Origin of the sequence: Nocardioides sp. LMS-CY (assembly GCF_018732145.1) — a bacterium.
Taxonomy (GTDB): domain Bacteria; phylum Actinomycetota; class Actinomycetes; order Propionibacteriales; family Nocardioidaceae; genus Nocardioides; species Nocardioides soli.
In genome coordinates this window covers 635,797-650,924 of sequence record NZ_CP076104.1, presented here as the reverse complement: position 1 = coordinate 650,924, position 15,128 = coordinate 635,797, and the positions used below count along the sequence as shown (strand labels likewise).

Genomic DNA, 15,128 nt, shown 5'->3' with positions numbered 1-15,128 from the left:
CCCCGCTCAGTCGGCGAGGTAGGCGCGACCGAGGTCGAGCTCGTTGCGCTTGGAGAGCCCGATGTCGTGCACCTTCGCGGTCGTGGCGACCCGCGGCGGCGTGACCGCGATCTCGATCAGGAACAGGTTGTCGAGCAGGTCCTGGTTGAGCTGCCGGTAGATCCGGACCGCCCCCTGGTCGGTGCCGCTGTCGCGCTGCCACGCGCCGTCGGCGTGCTTCTGGTAGGCCGGCGAGGAGAAGTGCGAGGCGTTCTTGTCGGCGTTGAACGGATACGCGCTGACCGTCAGCGTCGACGGCGTGTACTGCGCGTAGCTGTGCTCCAGGATCCAGAGCCCGCCGAAGGTGCCGCCGATCAGCTGCTTGATGAACTGGCTGTACTCCTGCGGCTCGAGCTTGGTCTCGATGCCCACCGCCTCCAGGTTGGCCTGGACGACCTGGGCGACCGCCTCGAAGTTGCCGTTGCCGGCCGGGTAGGCCAGCGGGAGCGTCGGTTGGTCGCCGAGCTGGGAGACCAGCTCCTTGGCCTTCGCCGCGTCGTAGGCGTAGGTCTGGTTGACCCGGGCGTCGTACGCCGGTGACGACTCCGGCCACGGCAGGTTGGCCGGAGTGCCCGCGCCGCGGAAGACCTCGTCGACGATGCGCTGCCGGTCGAGCGCGTAGGCGATCGCCTGGCGCAGCTTCACCTCGCGCAGGTCGGGGTTGGCGAGGTCGGCGCCGAGGTAGATGGCGTTCTCGGCACCCTTGAACTCGGTGACCGAGTAGGCGTCGTCCTTCTCGAACGACTCGCGGTCGCGGTCGGTCAGGCCGAGCGCGACGTCGAGCTGGCCCGAGCGCAACTGGGACGCCTGCGCCTGGGGGTCGGTGACCACGTCGATCTCGACGCCGTCGAGCAGGGGCTGCTCGCCCCAGTAGTCCTCATTGCGCGTCAGGACCACCTTGGAGCTCGGCGTCCACGACTCGAAGACGAACGGACCGGTGCCGACGTACGCCGTGCCCTCCCGGAGCTGGTCGATGCTCTCGCTGTCGATGATCGGGAGCATGTCGAGCAGATCGAAGACGTTGCTGAGCGGATGGGCGAAGGTCAGCGTGATCGCGTGCGGGTCGCTGGTGTCGAAGCCGGTGATCGCCGCGGCGGTGCGCTGGAGCTGGACCGTCCAGGCCGGGTCGGCCCAGGTCCTGATGCTGAACTCGACATCCTCGGAGGTGAGGTCGCGGCCGCTGTGGAAGGTCACGTCGTCGCGGAGCTGGAGGGTGAGTGACAGCCCGTCGTCGGACTGCTGCCACGAGGTGGCCAGCCGCGGCTGCGGCTCGAGGCTGTCGGTCGGGTAGTCGACCAGGCTCTCGTAGACGGTGCCGACGAGGGTGTTCGCGACGTCGGAGGAGTTGGTGAACACCGACGCCGGGATCAGGTCGGAGCCGGCGCCGACCCGGAGGACGCCGCCCTCGCTCGGGCCGGAAGCGCTGCCGCCGCCGTTGGCTTCGCCCACGGCCGACGAGCACGCCGACACGACGGCGACGACGAGCAGGCCGGCCAGGGTCAGGGCCAGGCCGCGGAGCAGATGGGGACGTCGTTCTCGGCGCACGGGTGCGTCCTTTCGCAGGGTGCTTCTCGGGAGTGGAGGAGGTGGTGGGGCCGGTCAGGCGGTCACGTGCTCGGCCGCCGGCGCGGCGCCCTGACATCGGTCGGGCGCGGGAGTGCGACGGGGCACGGCCGCGAGCGGGTCGTCGTAGACGGGGCCGAGCGCGATCATCCCGGCGGCGACGGCCTGGATGCCGGCGCCGAACCGGGTGAACGTCGGAACCAGGTCCGGCAGCCGCGTGGTCTCGCCGAAGCCGGCGAGCACCTCGTCGAGCAGCGGCGGGTAGTCGGTGAACGCCTGCCCGACCAGGATCAGCCGGTCCGGGTCGACCATGTCGCGGACGGTCGCCGCCACCCGGCCCAGCAGCCGGGCCCGCCGCTGGAGCAGGGCGTGCGCCGGCTCGGAGCCCGAGGACGCGGCGAGGTAGACCTCCTCGATGCGCGGCCGCTCGACCAGCCCGGCGTCGTACGCCTCCTGGGCCAGCGCCTGGTCGCCGGCGCTCGCGGCCAGGCAGCCGGAGTGGCCGCAGTGGCAGGCCACCCCGGTGCCGGCCGGGAAGTGCGTGAGGCTGGCGACCCGGGACACCTCCGTCTGGACGCCGCGGTCGACGGCCATCACGAAGCCGGCCGAATTGCGGGCGTAGAGGTAGGTGGTGACGCCGCCGAGTCGGTGCCGGCGGTGGATGTACTCCGCCGCCGCGACCGCGGCGATGTGGTCGGCGGCGACGACGTCGAGTCCGAGCTCCTCCTGGAGCGCCGCGGCCGTCACGGTCGGGTCCAGCCCGAGGTCGCGCCACGGCGCGACCAGCCCGGCGCCGAGCGGCACCCGCGTCGGGGCCTCGGCGAGCAGGCCGGCCGCGAGCCGGGCGATCGGAGCGAGGTCGAGCGGCGCGCCGCGCCGGTGCGGCCTCGACCGGCTGACGATCACCCGGCCGGCGAGGTCGCACAGCGCCACCGTGGTCTCGAGGACGCCCTGGTGCACGCCGACCACGACGTACGTCGTGGGGTCGATCTCGACCGGGGTGCCGGGCCGCCCGACGGCGCCGGCGGGCGTCAGGTCGCGGCGCTCGCGGACCAACCCCGCGGTGCCGAGGGAGGTGACGGCGCGTGCGATCGTGGCCCCACTCAGTCCGGTGGCCCGGACGAGCTGGTCACGGGCCAGGGGGCCGGAGCCGCGCAGCTCCTCCAGCACGCGCGTCGCCGCCGAGGCGAGCCTGCCCCGCGAGACGACGACCATCGGCGAGCGCTGCACTCCGTACCCCTCATCCATGCCGAGTTAAAGTCTAGTGATTTGATTGACTATAGAGATTGATAGCGGACGACGAGGCCGATCTCCAAGCGCGCCGCGGGGTTTCGGTCGCGGTGAGAGAAACCCTTGGCCGGGCGGCGCGGGCTCCGGACAGTGGCGGACAGACCGATCCCGGAGAAAGGACCCCCCATGACCATCAGCCTCGACCGCGTGTCCACCACGAGCCCCGCCGTCACCGTCACCAAGCTGGGCGGGCGCATCGGCGCCCGCATCGACGGCGTACGACTCGGCCCGGACCTCGGCGAGGAGACCGTGGCCGCGATCCGGGCCGCGCTCCTCGAGCACAAGGTGATCTTCTTCCGCAACCAGCGCCACCTCGGCGACGAGGGTCAGCTCGCCTTCGCCCAGCAGCTCGGCCAGCTGACGACCGCCCACCCGACGGTGAACACCGGCAGCGCCCGGGTGCTCTCCCTCGCCGCCAGCAAGGGCATGGCGGCCAACAGCTGGCACACCGACGTCACGTTCGTGGACCGGATCCCGGCCATCAGCGTGCTGCGCGGAGTCGCGATCCCGGCGTACGGTGGCACAACTAATTGGGCCAACACGGTCACGGCATACGCGGCGCTGCCGGCGCCGCTGAAGGCGCTGGTCGACAACCTGTGGGCGGTGCACACCAACGACTACGACTACGCGGCGACCTCGGAGAAGGCCGAGCTGGCGGGCGACCGGGAGAGCGTCTTCACGCGCCAGCAGTTCACCCGGATCCCCTTCCGGACCGAGCACCCGGTGGTCCGCGTGCACCCCGAGACCGGCGAGCGCGCCCTGGTGCTCGGCCACTTCGTGAAGAGCTTCGTCGGCCTCAACACCGCCGAGTCGCACGCGCTCTTCCAGCTGCTGCAGAACCGGGTCACCAAGCTCGAGAACACGATCCGCTGGACCTGGGCCGAGGGCGACGTAGCGGTGTGGGACAACCGCGCGACCCAGCACTACGCCGTCGCGGACTTCGACGAGCAGTACCGCGAGGTCCGCCGGATCACCGTGGCCGGCGACGTGCCGGTCAGCATCGGCGGCGAGCGGAGCCGGGTGCTCCAGGGCGACGCCTCGGCGTTCTCCAGCCTGGACGAGCTGATCAGCTGACGCACTGCGGTGGTTGAGGTGTGAGGGCCGCCAGGCCCGAGCCTCGAAACCACCCCACCATGAGCCGAGGCCCCGGGGAACCGCACCCTCCCCGGGGCCTCGTCACGTGCTCAGCAGGACAGCCCGTCGTCGGGCACGACGCCTGCGAGCAGGTAGCCCTCGACCGCCTCGTCAACGCAGTCGTTGCCGGAGTTGTAGCCGGTGTGGCCGTCGCCGTCGCGGCTGACCAGCACCCCGGACTCGAGCTGGTCGGCGAGCGCGACGGCCCATTGGTACGGCGTGGCCGGGTCGCGCGTCGTGCCGACCACGACGATCGGGTCGGCGCCGGCGGCCCGGAGCTCGCGGGGCGGCTCGGCGGGCTCGACCCGCATCCCGCCGCACGTGGTGAGCCCCCAGGCGAAGACCGAGCCGAAGGTGGGCGAAGCCTGCTCGAAGTCGGCGAGCTGGTCGGGCACCTCGGCCGCGGGGATCGCCCAGGGGTCGTCGAGACAGTTGATCGCGTAGATCGCCTCGGCGCTGTTGTCGGTGTAGCCGCTCGATCCGCGCGAGACGTAGAGGTCGGAGAACCACAGCAGCTCGGTGCCGTCGCCGTCCAGCGCCGCGCGCAGCGCGTCGTTCAGCGCGCCCCAGAAGTCGCGGCTGTAGAGCGGCAGCACGATGCCGTAGAAGGCGTTGCCCACCTCCAGGTCGCGGTCGGAGTCGGTGGGCAGCGGCTCGGCGTCGACGTCGTCGAGGAGCGCACGGATCCGGGCCACGCCGGCGTCGACCGTGTCGCCGAGGAAGCAGTCGCCCTCGTCGACGCAGTCCTGCACGTAGGCGCGCAGCGCGGTCTCGAACCCCTGCGCCTGCTGCCGGCTCAGCTCGCGCGAGCCCAGCGAGAGGTCGACGGCGCCGTCGAGCACCAGGCGGCCGGCGCGGTCGGGGAAGAGGTCGGCGTACGTCGCACCGAGCTTGGTGCCGTAGGAGGCGCCGAAGTAGGCCATCGACGACTCCCCGAGCGCGGCGCGCAGCACGTCCATGTCGCGGGCCGCCTCGACGGTGCTGACGTGCGCGGCCAGCGCGCCGGACCGGTCGGCGCAGCCGCGGCCGATCCGGTCGACCCAGCCGGCGTAGGTCGAGGCCTCGGCGGCCGTGTCGGGGTCGGGGTCCTGGGCGACGTACGCGTCGAGGTCGTCGTCGCCCAGGCAGTCGACCGGGTCGCTGTCACCGGTGCCGCGCGGGTCGAAGCCGACGATGTCGTAGGCGTCGCGGACGGGCTGGCGGAAGACCGCGGCGGCGCTCGCGGCGTAGTCGGTGCCGGGGGCTCCCGGCCCGCCGGGGTTGACGACCAGCGAGCCGAGCCGGCGGCCGGGGTCGGCGGCGGGCACCTTGAGCAGCGCGAGCCCGACGGTCTCGCCGCCCGGATGCCGGTAGTCGAGCGGCACCTCGAGCGTCGCGCACAGGCCGACGCCGCGGCAGGGCTCCCAGGTCAGCCGCTGGCCGTAGAACCGAGCCAGGTCGGGGCTCGGGGGCACGGTCGCGCCGGGGGCCGGCGTGGTGGTGGGGGCGTCCCTCGGATCGCTCGTGGCGGTGTCGCCGTCGAGCAGCACGAGCGCGACGGTGCCGGCGGAGCCGAGCGCGAGCGCCAGCACGAGGAGCAGCACCACCGCCCGCTGGGCGGTCACGGGTGGATCACCGGCCGCGCACCTCGGGGGCGACCAACGCGAGCATCATCGACTCCAGGGCCAGCGCCGGCTGGACGTTGAACTCCAGCATCTGCTCACGGGCCTCGAAGATCGCGGCGATCCGGCGCAGCTGCCCCTCGGGGGTGCCGGTATCGGCGAGCCGCTGGATGTCGCCGCGGATCTCCTCATTGACCAGCGGCCCGGGCGCACCGGCCGAGACCGCGATCGCGTCGCGGTAGACCGAGACCAGGTCCATCAGGCCGCGGTCGACCACGTCGAGGTGGCGGCGCTTGGCGCGGGACTTCTGCTCCTTCTCGAGCTCGCGCAGGGCGGGGGCGTACTCGCGCGGGCGGCGGCCGCGCTCGACCACGCCGTACGCCGTGTCGAGATCGGACTTCTCGCGGGCGTCGAGCTCGGAGGTGATCGCGTCGGCCTCCTCCTTGGTCACTTCGGCGAGCCGGGCGGCCTTGCTCATGCACGCGCCCAGCGAGGTCAGCGAGACCGGGATCGCGACGACCTCGCGGCGCCGGTCGCGGGTCGCCTCGTCGCGGGCGAGCGCCCGGGCCCGGCCGATGTGGCCCTGGCTGGCGCGGGCGGCGTACGACGCGAGCGCCTCGCTCGCCCCGTCGGTGCGCCGGAGGAAGTCGGCGACGTCGGCGGTGCTCGGGGTCGTCAGCGTGACGAGGCGGCAGCGCGAGCGGATCGTCGGGAGCACGTCCTCGACGGTCGGCGTGCAGAGCATCCACACCGTCCGCTCGGCGGGCTCCTCGATCGCCTTGAGGAGGGCGTTGACGCCCTGCTCGGTGAGCCGGTCGGCGTCCTCGACGATCACGATCTGCCAGCCGCGGCCGACCGGGGCGAGCGCGGAGCGGCGGACCAGGTCGCGCACCTCCTTGACGCCGATCGAGAGGCCCTGGGTGCGCACGACGGCCACGTCGGCGTGGCTGCCGGCCAGCACGGTGTGGCAGGCGTGGCAGGTGCCGCAACCGGGCGGCTGCTCCTGGCACTGCAGCGCCGCGGCGAACGCGACCGCGGCGTTGGACCGGCCCGATCCGGGCGGTCCGGTGAAGAGGAAGGCGTGGCTCATGCCGCGGCCCTCGGCCGCGGCCGAGAGGGCCTCGACCGCACGGTGCTGGCCGACCAGGGAGTCCCAGACGGTGGTCATCGCCGCACCTCCTGCCGCCGGGCGGCGGTGAGCAGGCAACCGTCTGGGACGGCGGAACGGTTGCTGACGCACCGCTGCCCGCGTGCCGCGCCGGGCGGCGGTGAGCAGGCAACCGTCTGGGACGGCGGAACGGTTGCTGACACACCGCCCCACGGCCGGCTCATCGGCGCACCGCCTGCCGCAGCAACGGGGCGATCGCCGCCCGCACCTGCGCGGTGATCTCGTCGACGTCGGCGCGCGCGTCGAGCACCAGGTAGTGGGCGGGGTCGGCCGCGGCCATCCGCAGGTACCCGGCGCGCACCCGCTGGTGGAACTCCAGCGACTCACCCTCGATCCGGTCGCGCTCCTCGAACCGGCCCAGGCCGTGCTCGGGCTCGAGGTCGAGCACGACCGTCAGGTGTGGTCGCAGATCGTGGGTCGCCCAGCGCGCGACCTCCTCGACCTCGCCGAGGTCGAGCGCCCGTCCGGCGCCCTGGTAGGCCAGCATCGAGTCGACGTAGCGGTCGGTGATCACCACCGCGCCGCGATCCAGCGCCGGCTGCACGACCGTGTCGACGTGCTCGGCCTTGTCGGCGGCGTAGAGCAGCGCCTCGGTGCGGTCGGAGATCTCCCCGGTCTCGGGGCTGAGCACGATCTCGCGGAGCTTGCGGCCGACCTCGGTGTCGCCCGGCTCGAACGTCGAGATCGCGACGTAGCCCGACTCCGCCAGCCAGGCCGCCAGCCGCCGCGACTGCGTGGACTTGCCCGAGCCCTCGCCACCCTCGAAGCACACGAACACGCCCGCCTCGGCGTACACCCCGAGCCGACTGCTCATCCGGAGACCCCCGCGCAGACGTGGGCCAAGCGAGGGGCTCCGTCGGGTGGGGTCACGGCGTACACCCTAGTGGCCCGCACCCACCGGCCTCCCGGCCGGAAGGGTGGTCGATGGCGGCATATTGTGTGCAGATGTATCCTGTTGCGCACATTCTATCGGAAGGGCGCCTGCCATGAACATCGTCGTGCTCGTGAAGCATGTCCCGGACGCGACCGCCGACCGGCGGTTCGAGCCGGACCTCACCGTCGACCGGGTCGGGGTCGCCGGCCTGCTCTCGGAGCTGGACGAGTACGCCGTGGAGCAGGCGCTCCAGATCAAGGAGAAGCGCGCGGACGGCGAGGAGGTCGTGGTGACCGCACTGACGGTCGGCCCGGAGCAGGCGGCGGAGGCGGCCCGCAAGGCGCTGCAGATGGGCGCCGACCGGGCCGTCCACGTGAGCGACGACGCGATCGCGGGCTCGGACGCGCTGGCGACCTCGCTGGTGCTGGCCCGGGCCACCGAGAGGCTCGGCGAGGCCGCGCCGGTCGACGTGGTGATGTGCGGGATGGCGTCCACCGACGCCGGCCTGTCGGTCGTGCCCGCGATGCTGGCCGAGCGCCTCGGCCTGCCGCAGGTCACGCTCGCCTCCGTCGTCGAGAGCCAGGGCGACCAGGTCCGGATCAAGCGCGACACCGACGCCGCGACCGAGGTGATCGGCGGCACGATGCCGCTGGTGCTCTCGGTGACCGACCAGTCCGGCGAGGCCCGCTACCCCTCATTCAAGGGGATCATGGCCGCGAAGAAGAAGCCGCTGGAGACCTGGTCGCTGGCCGACATCGGACTCGACGCGAGCGCCGTCGGCCTGGCCGCGGCGTACACGACCGTCGAGGAGGCGGCCGCACGCCCCCCGCGCGCCGCCGGCGAGATGGTCACCGACCAGGACGGCTCGAGCGCCGCGGCGCTCGCGGACTTCCTGGCGTCGAAGAAGTTCATCTGAGCGAGCACGGCTCGAGAGGTAGGGAGAAGCAAGGATGTCCGAGGTACTCGTCCTGGTCGACCACGTCGATGGCGCGGTCAAGAGGTCCACGTTCGAGCTGCTCACGCTCGCGGCCCGGCTCGGCACGCCCGCGGCGGTGTTCATCGGCGCCGCCGACGCCGGTGCGCGGGTGGCCGAGGCGGTGCGGGCGTACGGCGCGGAGCGGGTCCACGTCGTCGACGACTCCCCGATCAAGGGCTACCTGGTAGCCCCCACGGCGGAGGCGCTCGCGCAGCTGGCCCGACAGGTCGAGCCGGCCGCGATCCTGATCCCGTCCGGCGCGGAGGGCAAGGAGGTGGCCGGGCGACTGGCGGTCAAGCTCGACTCGGGCCTGATCACCGACGCGATCGACGTCACCGAGGACGGCGCGGCGGTCCAGAGCGCGTTCGCGGGCAACTACACGCTGACCGGCAGGGTCACGAAGGGCACACCGATCATCACGGTCAAGCCCAACTCGGTCGCCCCCGTCGAGGCCGCGGGCGCCGGCACGGTCGTGCCGTTCGCGGCGCACATCTCGGACGCCGCCAGGACCGCGCAGATCGTCGCGACCCAGCCGCGCCAGGCGACCGGCCGGCCCGAGCTCACCGAGGCCGCGATCATCGTCTCCGGCGGCCGGGGCACCGGGGGTGACTTCACCGCGGTCGAAGCACTGGCCGACGAGCTCGGCGCCGCCGTCGGGGCCTCGCGGGCCGCGGTCGACTCCGGCTGGAAGCCGCACACCTTCCAGGTCGGCCAGACCGGCAAGGTCGTCTCCCCCCAGCTCTACGTCGCCAACGGCATCTCCGGCGCGATCCAGCACCGGGCCGGCATGCAGACCTCGAAGACGATCGTCGCCGTCAACAAGGACGAGGAGGCCCCCATCTTCGAGCTGACCGACTTCGGCGTCGTGGGCGACCTGCACACGGTGCTGCCCGCCGTGACCGAGGAGATCCGGCGCCGCCGGGCCTGAGGCCTCTCGCCACCGACACCGACACCGACACCGACACCGAAGGAGCTCGACATGGACAGACGCAGGATCGCCATCGTGGGTGGCACGGGCCCGCAGGGACGAGGCCTGGCCTACCGGTTCGCGACCGCCGGCCACGACGTCACGCTCGGCTCCCGCGACGCCGGGCGCGCGGCGTCCGCCGCGGCCGACCTCGGCACCCTGGCCGGCACCGGGCTCCGGGGTGACTCGAACCCCGGAGCCGCCGCGGTGGCCGACGTCGTCGTGCTCGCGATCCCCTTCGACGGCCACGACGAGCTGGTCGCCTCCCTCGCCGACGAGCTGGCGGGGAAGGTGGTGGTCAGCTGCGTGAACCCGCTCGGCTTCGACAAGCACGGACCGTTCGGGCTCGACCTCGGCGGCGAGAGCGCCGCCGAGCGGGCCGCCGCCCTGGTGCCGGACGCGCAGGTCGTCGGCTCCTTCCACCACCTGTCCGCGGTCTCGCTGATCGACCCGGACGCCGACCTGTCGACCCAGGACGTCCTCGTCGTGGGGGACGACGCCGAGGCGAAGACCGTCGTGATGGACCTGGCGATCGCCGTCACGGGCCGGCCGGGCGTCGACGCCGGCAGCCTGCGGCTCGCCCGCCAGCTCGAGCCCCTGACCGCCGTCCTGATCTCGATCAACAAGAGGTACCGGACCCACTCGGGGGTCGCGATCGCCGGCCTCGGCCACTGATCCCGGCGGCCCGGTCGGTGCACCCGGCCACGACGTAGCGACCGACCAACGAGAGAAGACAGCCGGAGTGGACGCCCTTGTCCACTCCGGCTGTCTGCTTTGCTCAGGCGTCGGCGAGACGCGGCAGGACCTCCTCGCCGAGCATCTGCATCTGCTCCTCCCACTCCGGGAAGGACAGCCTGAAGTCGAAGGCCAGGTGGTCGAGGCCGGCCTCCTTGAGCTCCAGTGCCTGCTCGACGATGTCGTCGGGCGTGCCGTAGATCAGCACGCCGGCCAGGTCCTCGACGGTCTCGAACCGGCCGGACGCGGGCTTGACCCAGAACGGCGCGTTGTTGGCCCACTGCAGCAGGCCGGGCACGTTGATCCGGGCCAGGGCCTTCTCGCGCGAGGCGGCCACCGACGTCGTCGGGATGATGCCGACCGTGGACATCGGCCGCTGGTGCAGCTCGGCCTGCTCGCGCAGCAGCGCGATGCGCTTGCGCAGTGTGTCGATGCCGATCCGGCCCGGCAGGAAGCCGTTGCCGAACTCGGCGGCGAGGCGCGCCGACTTCGGGGTCGTGCCGCAGTACCACAGGGGAACGGCGTCGGCTCCGGGCTTGGGCGACTGCGAGGCGTCGGCGAAGGAGAAGGGCGCCTCGTCCCAGCCGACGCCGTCCTTCTCCCACATCTCGCGCAGGATCTTGAAGTTGTCGATCACCAGCTCGGGGCGCGGAACGCCGCCGAGGCCGACCGCCTCGAACTCGTGGTCGAAGTTGCCCGACCCCATGCCGAGGATGACCCGCGGCCCGAAGAGCTTCACCATGGTGGCGACCTGCTGCGCCAGCACCAGCGGGTGGCGGAACGGGATCAGCGCACCCGTGCCCAGGGTCAGCCTGCTCGTGGAGGCGCCGATCGCCGTCAGCGTCGTCAGCGCCTCGTAGAAGGTGGTGTCGGGGTTCTCGAACTCGCCGTGCGGCTCGAAGAGCAGGTGGTCGCGGACCCAGACGGAGTCGAAGCCGAGCCGCTCCGCGAGCTGGGACCCCTTGACGATCTTCTCGGGGTCGGCGTGCTCGCCGAAGTGAGGGAGCAGAAGTCCGGTGCGCATTACTCTCCTAGGTTCCTGAACGGGGACGAGGCGGTGCTCTCGTCCTTGACGATGACGCCGCCGAGCGGCCGGACGTAGGCGTCGAGCCAGCTCACGATCTCGGGGATCACGACGTCGGCGTACTTGGCGTAGGCCGTGTAGTGGCCGGTGTCGCGCTGCACCAGCAGCCGCTTCGGGCCGGCGGCCGCCTCGAAGATCGCGGTGGCATGGTCGGTCGGGGTGGTCGCGTCGTCCTGGACGGTGACCACCATGAGCGGGGTCTCGAGTCCGCGGGCGGCGTCGATCGGCCGGTAGCGGAGCAGCGGGTCGACCATCGACGCCGGCACCGACATCTGGATCTTCTTGTCGACGTCGCTCTTGAAGTCCGAGCCGAGCCGCTCCGGCGTCTGCACCATGATCTCGTTGCGCGGGTGGATCATCCGGCTCTGACCGGTGAGCACGCGCTGTCGCCGGTCCTCCTCGAGCATCTTCTTGTACTCGACCCAGTCCCACTCGTTGCGCATGCGGTGCAGCCAGTCCGCACCGTCGGCGACCGGGAACTGGCTGACGACGGCGCGGACCCGCTCGTCGTACGCCGCCAGCATCACGACGTTGCCGCCGCCGGTGCCGCCCGTCGCGAACGCGCCGATCGCACCGGCCACGACGTCCTCACGCGTGGTCAGGTAGGTGACCGCGTTGATGAGGTCCTCGAGCTGGTGGGTCGGGTTCACGATCCCCCGCTCCCCCTCGGAGTCGCCGAAGCCGCGGTAGTCGATCGAGAGGACGCCGAAGCCGGCGTCGGTGAAGCCCTCGTGGTAGCGGAGGTAGTCCTTGGCGTCCTTCAGGCCGAGCCAGCCCGGGCCCTGCACGATCGCCCGGAACGGGCCGGGGCCCTCCGGGGTCCGCCAGATGGCGCGGACCCGGTCGGGGCCGCTGTAGAACTCGATGCTCTCGGTCTTCACGGTCGTCCCATCGTCACGAGTCGCTGCTCGGTCATCTCCTCGATCGCGTAGCGGGGTCCTTCGACTCCCGCGCCGCTCTCCTTCACGCCGCCGTAGGGCATCAGGTCGACTCGACTGCTCGACGTCTCGTTGATGTGGACCGAGCCCATCCGGAGAGTTTCGGCGGCCTGCAGCGCCCGCCCGATGTCACGGGTGAAGATCCCCGCGGCGAGGCCGTACGGCGTGTCGTTGACGTCGTCGAGCGTCGTGTCGAAGTCGTCGAAGGGCACCAGGTTGACCACCGGGCCGAAGACCTCCTGGGAGAACACGTCGGCGGCGGGGTCGACGTTCGCGAGGACGGTCGGCGCGATCACCTGTCCGTCGCGGGTGCCGCCGGCGACCACGTCGGCGCCCTTCTGCTGCGCCTGCTGGATCCAGGACTCGATGCGGTCCGCGTCCCTGGCACTGATGACGGGGCCGACGAAGCCACCCTGCTGACGCGGATCGCCGACGACGCGACCCCCGAGCTCGGCGGCCAGCCTGCCCGCGAAGTCGTCGAGGGCACCGCGCTCGACGTACAGCCGCTGGATCGAGGTGCAGACCTGGCCGGCCTTCCGGAAGGCCGCACCCACGCAGGCCGTGGCCGCGCGGTCGAGGTCGGCGTCGGCGCAGACGATGGTGCTCGCCAGGCTGCCGAGCTCCAGCTGCGTCTTGCGCAGCCCCACGGCGGCGCGGATATGCCGGCCGACCTCGGTGCTGCCGGTGAAGGCGTAGAACGCCGGCACCGGGCTCTGCAGCAGCCACTCGCCCACCGTGGAGCCGCTGCCGTTGAGGACCGCCAGCAGCTCGGGCGGGAGCCCCGCCTCCAACAGCACCTCGACGAGGATGCCGGCGCTCAGCGGCGTGTACGCCGCGGGCTTGAGCACCACGCCGTTGCCGGCAGCGAGCGCCGGCGCGACCTTGTGCGCGACGGTGTTCAGGGGCGAGTTGAACGGCGTGATGGCGGCGACCACGCCGACGGGGTGCCGCACCGTGAAGGCCAACCGGCCGTCGGCGCCCGGGGCGCCGTGGAGCGGGACCATCTCACCGTGGATGCGCTTGGCCTCCTCGCCGGAGATCGTCAGCGTCTGCACGGCGCGGCCGACCTCGCGCTCCGCGTCGGCCACCGTGAAGCCCGTGTCGTCGACGATCGCGGCGACCACGTCGCCGCGCTGCTGCAGCAGCGCGGCCGCCCTGGTCAGCACCTCGTAGCGCCGGTAGTGGGGGAAGTCGACCGTCGCCTGTGCCTCGGCGACGGCGGCCAGGGCCCTCTCGACCTGCTCCCGGTCGGCCTCGTGCACCTCGGCGACCACCGAGCCGTCGTACTTGTCGCGGAGCTCGCTGGTCGACGCGCCGTCGACCCATGCTCCGTCGATCAGCAGCCGTGCCTGTCTCATCTGCCCGTCCTTCGTCGTTGCCACATCTGGTCCGGTCGCCGCCTCGTCACCGTGGGGCCGCTCCCTGCAGTGCCGGGCCCACGTCGGCCGCCGCCTCGATCGACCAGAGGGTCCTGCCGAGGGCGGTCGCGGCCTCGGCGCCCAGCACGTGGGCGACCAGCTCGGTGAACTTGTCGTCGAGCTCGGCGTCGGTGAGCGGGTCGTCGGGGTCGCCGTGCCGGGTGTGGCGCACCCGCTCCTCGCTGGTCCCGTCCTTGAGGGTGACCCGCACGCGGGCGGCCCGCTGCTGAGGGAACAGCCGGTCGAAGTCCTCCGAGACCGCGGCGTCGACCCGGCCGACGAGTTCGCGCAGGCCCTCGTCCTCCAGCCAGCGCGGGGTGAAGGACGCCAGCCGGACCGAGCCGACCTCGAACGCGGCGGCGACCGTGTAGGCGAGGCTGAACTTCGCCTCGAACTCGGTCGTCGGCTTCTCGTTGCCGGCGACCTCGAGAGCCGTGCGGTAGGTCTCCACGAGCACCCGGTCGATCTGGTCGGCGCGCACCCCGGCCGCGCGCAGCTCGAGGGCGGCGTCGACCGCCGCGAAGGTGTGCCCGCAACAGGAGTGGTTCTTCACCGTCTGCTGGGTGACGGCCCAGCTGGTGCCCAGGGCGGCGACGGCCGCCTGCCAGTCGGGCTGGTCCGACATCGCCGCGCCGAACCCGGCCGGCCCCTCGAGGATGTCCCATGCGCCGGTGAAGCCCTCGCGCGCCGCGAAGGCCGCGACCATGCCGGCGTCGGCGGCGTGGCCGGCGTGCAGCGGCTTGCCCATCGCCTCGGAGCGGAAGGCCTGCTGGAGACCGGCCGCCGTGGTGGTGGCGTTGGCCAGCGCGTGCGCGAAGCGGTCGGCGTCCAGGCCGAGCAGCTCGGCGGTGGCGGCCGCGGCACCCAGGGTGCCGACCGTGCCGGTCGTGTGCCAGTAGGCGTAGTGCGCCGGCTGGATGGCGGCGGCGGTCCGACAGGAGATCTCGTAGCCGATCGCGATCGCCCGCAGCAGCGCCTCACCGGAGGCGTTGACGTGCTCGGCGGTCGCGAGCGCAGCCGCGACCGTCGGCGAGCCGGGGTGGTAGATCCCGTCCCGGAAGATGTCGTCCATCTCCACCACGTGGGAGGCGGTGCCGTTCACCAGCGCCGCGGTGCGCGGGTCGGTCCACGCGCCGTCGGGGACCAGGCGGGCGGTCCCGCCGGTGGTCCCGAAGTCGAGCCCGGCCCGGATCCGCCGCCCGGCCTCGGTGGCGCTGCCGGCCACGGTGGCGCCGAACCAGTCGACCAGGGCCCGCTTCGCGCCGTGCATCACCTCGGGCGGGAGCGCACCGGCACGGCGAGCGACCGCGAACTCCGCGAAGTCGTGGACGATCACGCTGC

General features: G+C 72.6%; 13 protein-coding genes. 4 read left to right on the top strand and 9 right to left on the bottom strand.

The annotated features are described in order from the left end of the window. Positions 1 to 6: 6 nt before the first annotated feature. Positions 7 to 1,584: an ABC transporter substrate-binding protein gene (locus KM427_RS03120; protein ID WP_215526223.1), complete on the bottom strand. Its 1,578-nt coding sequence runs from the start codon at positions 1,582 to 1,584 to the stop codon at positions 7 to 9. 54 nt (positions 1,585 to 1,638) lie between these two features. Beyond that, entirely contained in the window at positions 1,639 to 2,850 is a 1,212-nt protein-coding gene (locus KM427_RS03115) for an ROK family protein (protein WP_215526222.1), read from the bottom strand. A gap of 168 nt (positions 2,851 to 3,018) precedes the next feature. On the opposite strand from KM427_RS03115, the gene KM427_RS03110 reads away from it, so the two are divergent. After that, complete coding sequence (locus KM427_RS03110) at positions 3,019 to 3,966, top strand: TauD/TfdA dioxygenase family protein (protein WP_183592571.1); 948 nt, start codon at positions 3,019 to 3,021, stop codon at positions 3,964 to 3,966. A 110-nt stretch (positions 3,967 to 4,076) separates the two neighbouring features. On the opposite strand, the gene KM427_RS03105 is transcribed toward KM427_RS03110, so the two are convergent. The 3 genes from KM427_RS03105 to tmk form a co-directional block, all read right to left on the bottom strand. Further along, complete coding sequence (locus KM427_RS03105; RefSeq protein WP_215526221.1) at positions 4,077 to 5,630, bottom strand: alpha/beta hydrolase; 1,554 nt, start codon at positions 5,628 to 5,630, stop codon at positions 4,077 to 4,079. Positions 5,631 to 5,637: 7 nt separating this feature from the next. Next, positions 5,638 to 6,795, bottom strand: a complete 1,158-nt coding sequence (locus KM427_RS03100; protein WP_215526220.1) for a DNA polymerase III subunit delta' — start codon at positions 6,793 to 6,795, stop codon at positions 5,638 to 5,640. A gap of 160 nt (positions 6,796 to 6,955) precedes the next feature. Further along, positions 6,956 to 7,609, bottom strand: a complete 654-nt coding sequence (gene tmk / locus KM427_RS03095; RefSeq protein WP_215526219.1) for a dTMP kinase — start codon at positions 7,607 to 7,609, stop codon at positions 6,956 to 6,958. A 172-nt stretch (positions 7,610 to 7,781) separates the two neighbouring features. Between tmk and KM427_RS03090 the strand changes: the two genes are divergently transcribed. The 3 genes from KM427_RS03090 to npdG are packed head-to-tail and all read left to right on the top strand — an operon-like array spanning position 7,782 to position 10,287. Then, entirely contained in the window at positions 7,782 to 8,585 is an 804-nt protein-coding gene (locus KM427_RS03090) for an electron transfer flavoprotein subunit beta/FixA family protein (RefSeq protein ID WP_215526218.1), read from the top strand. 34 nt (positions 8,586 to 8,619) lie between these two features. Continuing rightward, the gene (locus KM427_RS03085; RefSeq protein WP_215526217.1) at positions 8,620 to 9,573 is read left to right on the top strand and encodes an electron transfer flavoprotein subunit alpha/FixB family protein; all 954 of its coding nucleotides are present in this window, start codon (positions 8,620 to 8,622) and stop codon (positions 9,571 to 9,573) included. 51 nt (positions 9,574 to 9,624) lie between these two features. Next, a complete protein-coding gene (gene npdG / locus KM427_RS03080; RefSeq protein ID WP_215526216.1) occupies positions 9,625 to 10,287 on the top strand; it encodes an NADPH-dependent F420 reductase in 663 nt (220 codons plus the stop codon). Positions 10,288 to 10,390: 103 nt separating this feature from the next. On the opposite strand, the gene KM427_RS03075 is transcribed toward npdG, so the two are convergent. The 4 genes from KM427_RS03075 to KM427_RS03060 are packed head-to-tail and all read right to left on the bottom strand — an operon-like array spanning position 10,391 to position 15,123. Then, entirely contained in the window at positions 10,391 to 11,371 is a 981-nt protein-coding gene (locus KM427_RS03075; RefSeq protein WP_183592564.1) for an LLM class flavin-dependent oxidoreductase, read from the bottom strand. Further along, on the bottom strand, positions 11,371 to 12,312 hold the full coding sequence (locus KM427_RS03070) for an alpha/beta hydrolase (RefSeq protein WP_215526215.1): 942 nt from the start codon (positions 12,310 to 12,312) through the stop codon (positions 11,371 to 11,373). Before KM427_RS03070 ends, KM427_RS03075 begins: the two co-directional genes overlap by 1 nt. Beyond that, positions 12,309 to 13,727: an aldehyde dehydrogenase family protein gene (locus KM427_RS03065; protein ID WP_215526214.1), complete on the bottom strand. Its 1,419-nt coding sequence runs from the start codon at positions 13,725 to 13,727 to the stop codon at positions 12,309 to 12,311. Before KM427_RS03065 ends, KM427_RS03070 begins: the two co-directional genes overlap by 4 nt. 46 nt (positions 13,728 to 13,773) lie before the next feature. Beyond that, a complete protein-coding gene (locus KM427_RS03060; RefSeq protein ID WP_215526213.1) occupies positions 13,774 to 15,123 on the bottom strand; it encodes an MmgE/PrpD family protein in 1,350 nt (449 codons plus the stop codon). Positions 15,124 to 15,128: the final 5 nt, after the last annotated feature.

Excerpts from the sequence above, each read along its gene's own strand:
- KM427_RS03115 (WP_215526222.1), bottom strand. The coding sequence starts at position 2,850 with ATGGATGAGGGGTACGGAGTGCAGCGCTCGCCGATGGTCGTCGTCTCG.
- KM427_RS03110 (WP_183592571.1), top strand. The coding sequence starts at position 3,019 with ATGACCATCAGCCTCGACCGCGTGTCCACCACGAGCCCCGCCGTCACC.
- KM427_RS03100 (WP_215526220.1), bottom strand. The coding sequence starts at position 6,795 with ATGACCACCGTCTGGGACTCCCTGGTCGGCCAGCACCGTGCGGTCGAG.
- tmk (WP_215526219.1), bottom strand. The coding sequence starts at position 7,609 with ATGAGCAGTCGGCTCGGGGTGTACGCCGAGGCGGGCGTGTTCGTGTGC.
- KM427_RS03090 (WP_215526218.1), top strand. The coding sequence starts at position 7,782 with ATGAACATCGTCGTGCTCGTGAAGCATGTCCCGGACGCGACCGCCGAC.
- KM427_RS03085 (WP_215526217.1), top strand. The coding sequence starts at position 8,620 with ATGTCCGAGGTACTCGTCCTGGTCGACCACGTCGATGGCGCGGTCAAG.
- npdG (WP_215526216.1), top strand. The coding sequence starts at position 9,625 with ATGGACAGACGCAGGATCGCCATCGTGGGTGGCACGGGCCCGCAGGGA.
- KM427_RS03075 (WP_183592564.1), bottom strand. The coding sequence starts at position 11,371 with ATGCGCACCGGACTTCTGCTCCCTCACTTCGGCGAGCACGCCGACCCC.
- KM427_RS03065 (WP_215526214.1), bottom strand. The coding sequence starts at position 13,727 with ATGAGACAGGCACGGCTGCTGATCGACGGAGCATGGGTCGACGGCGCG.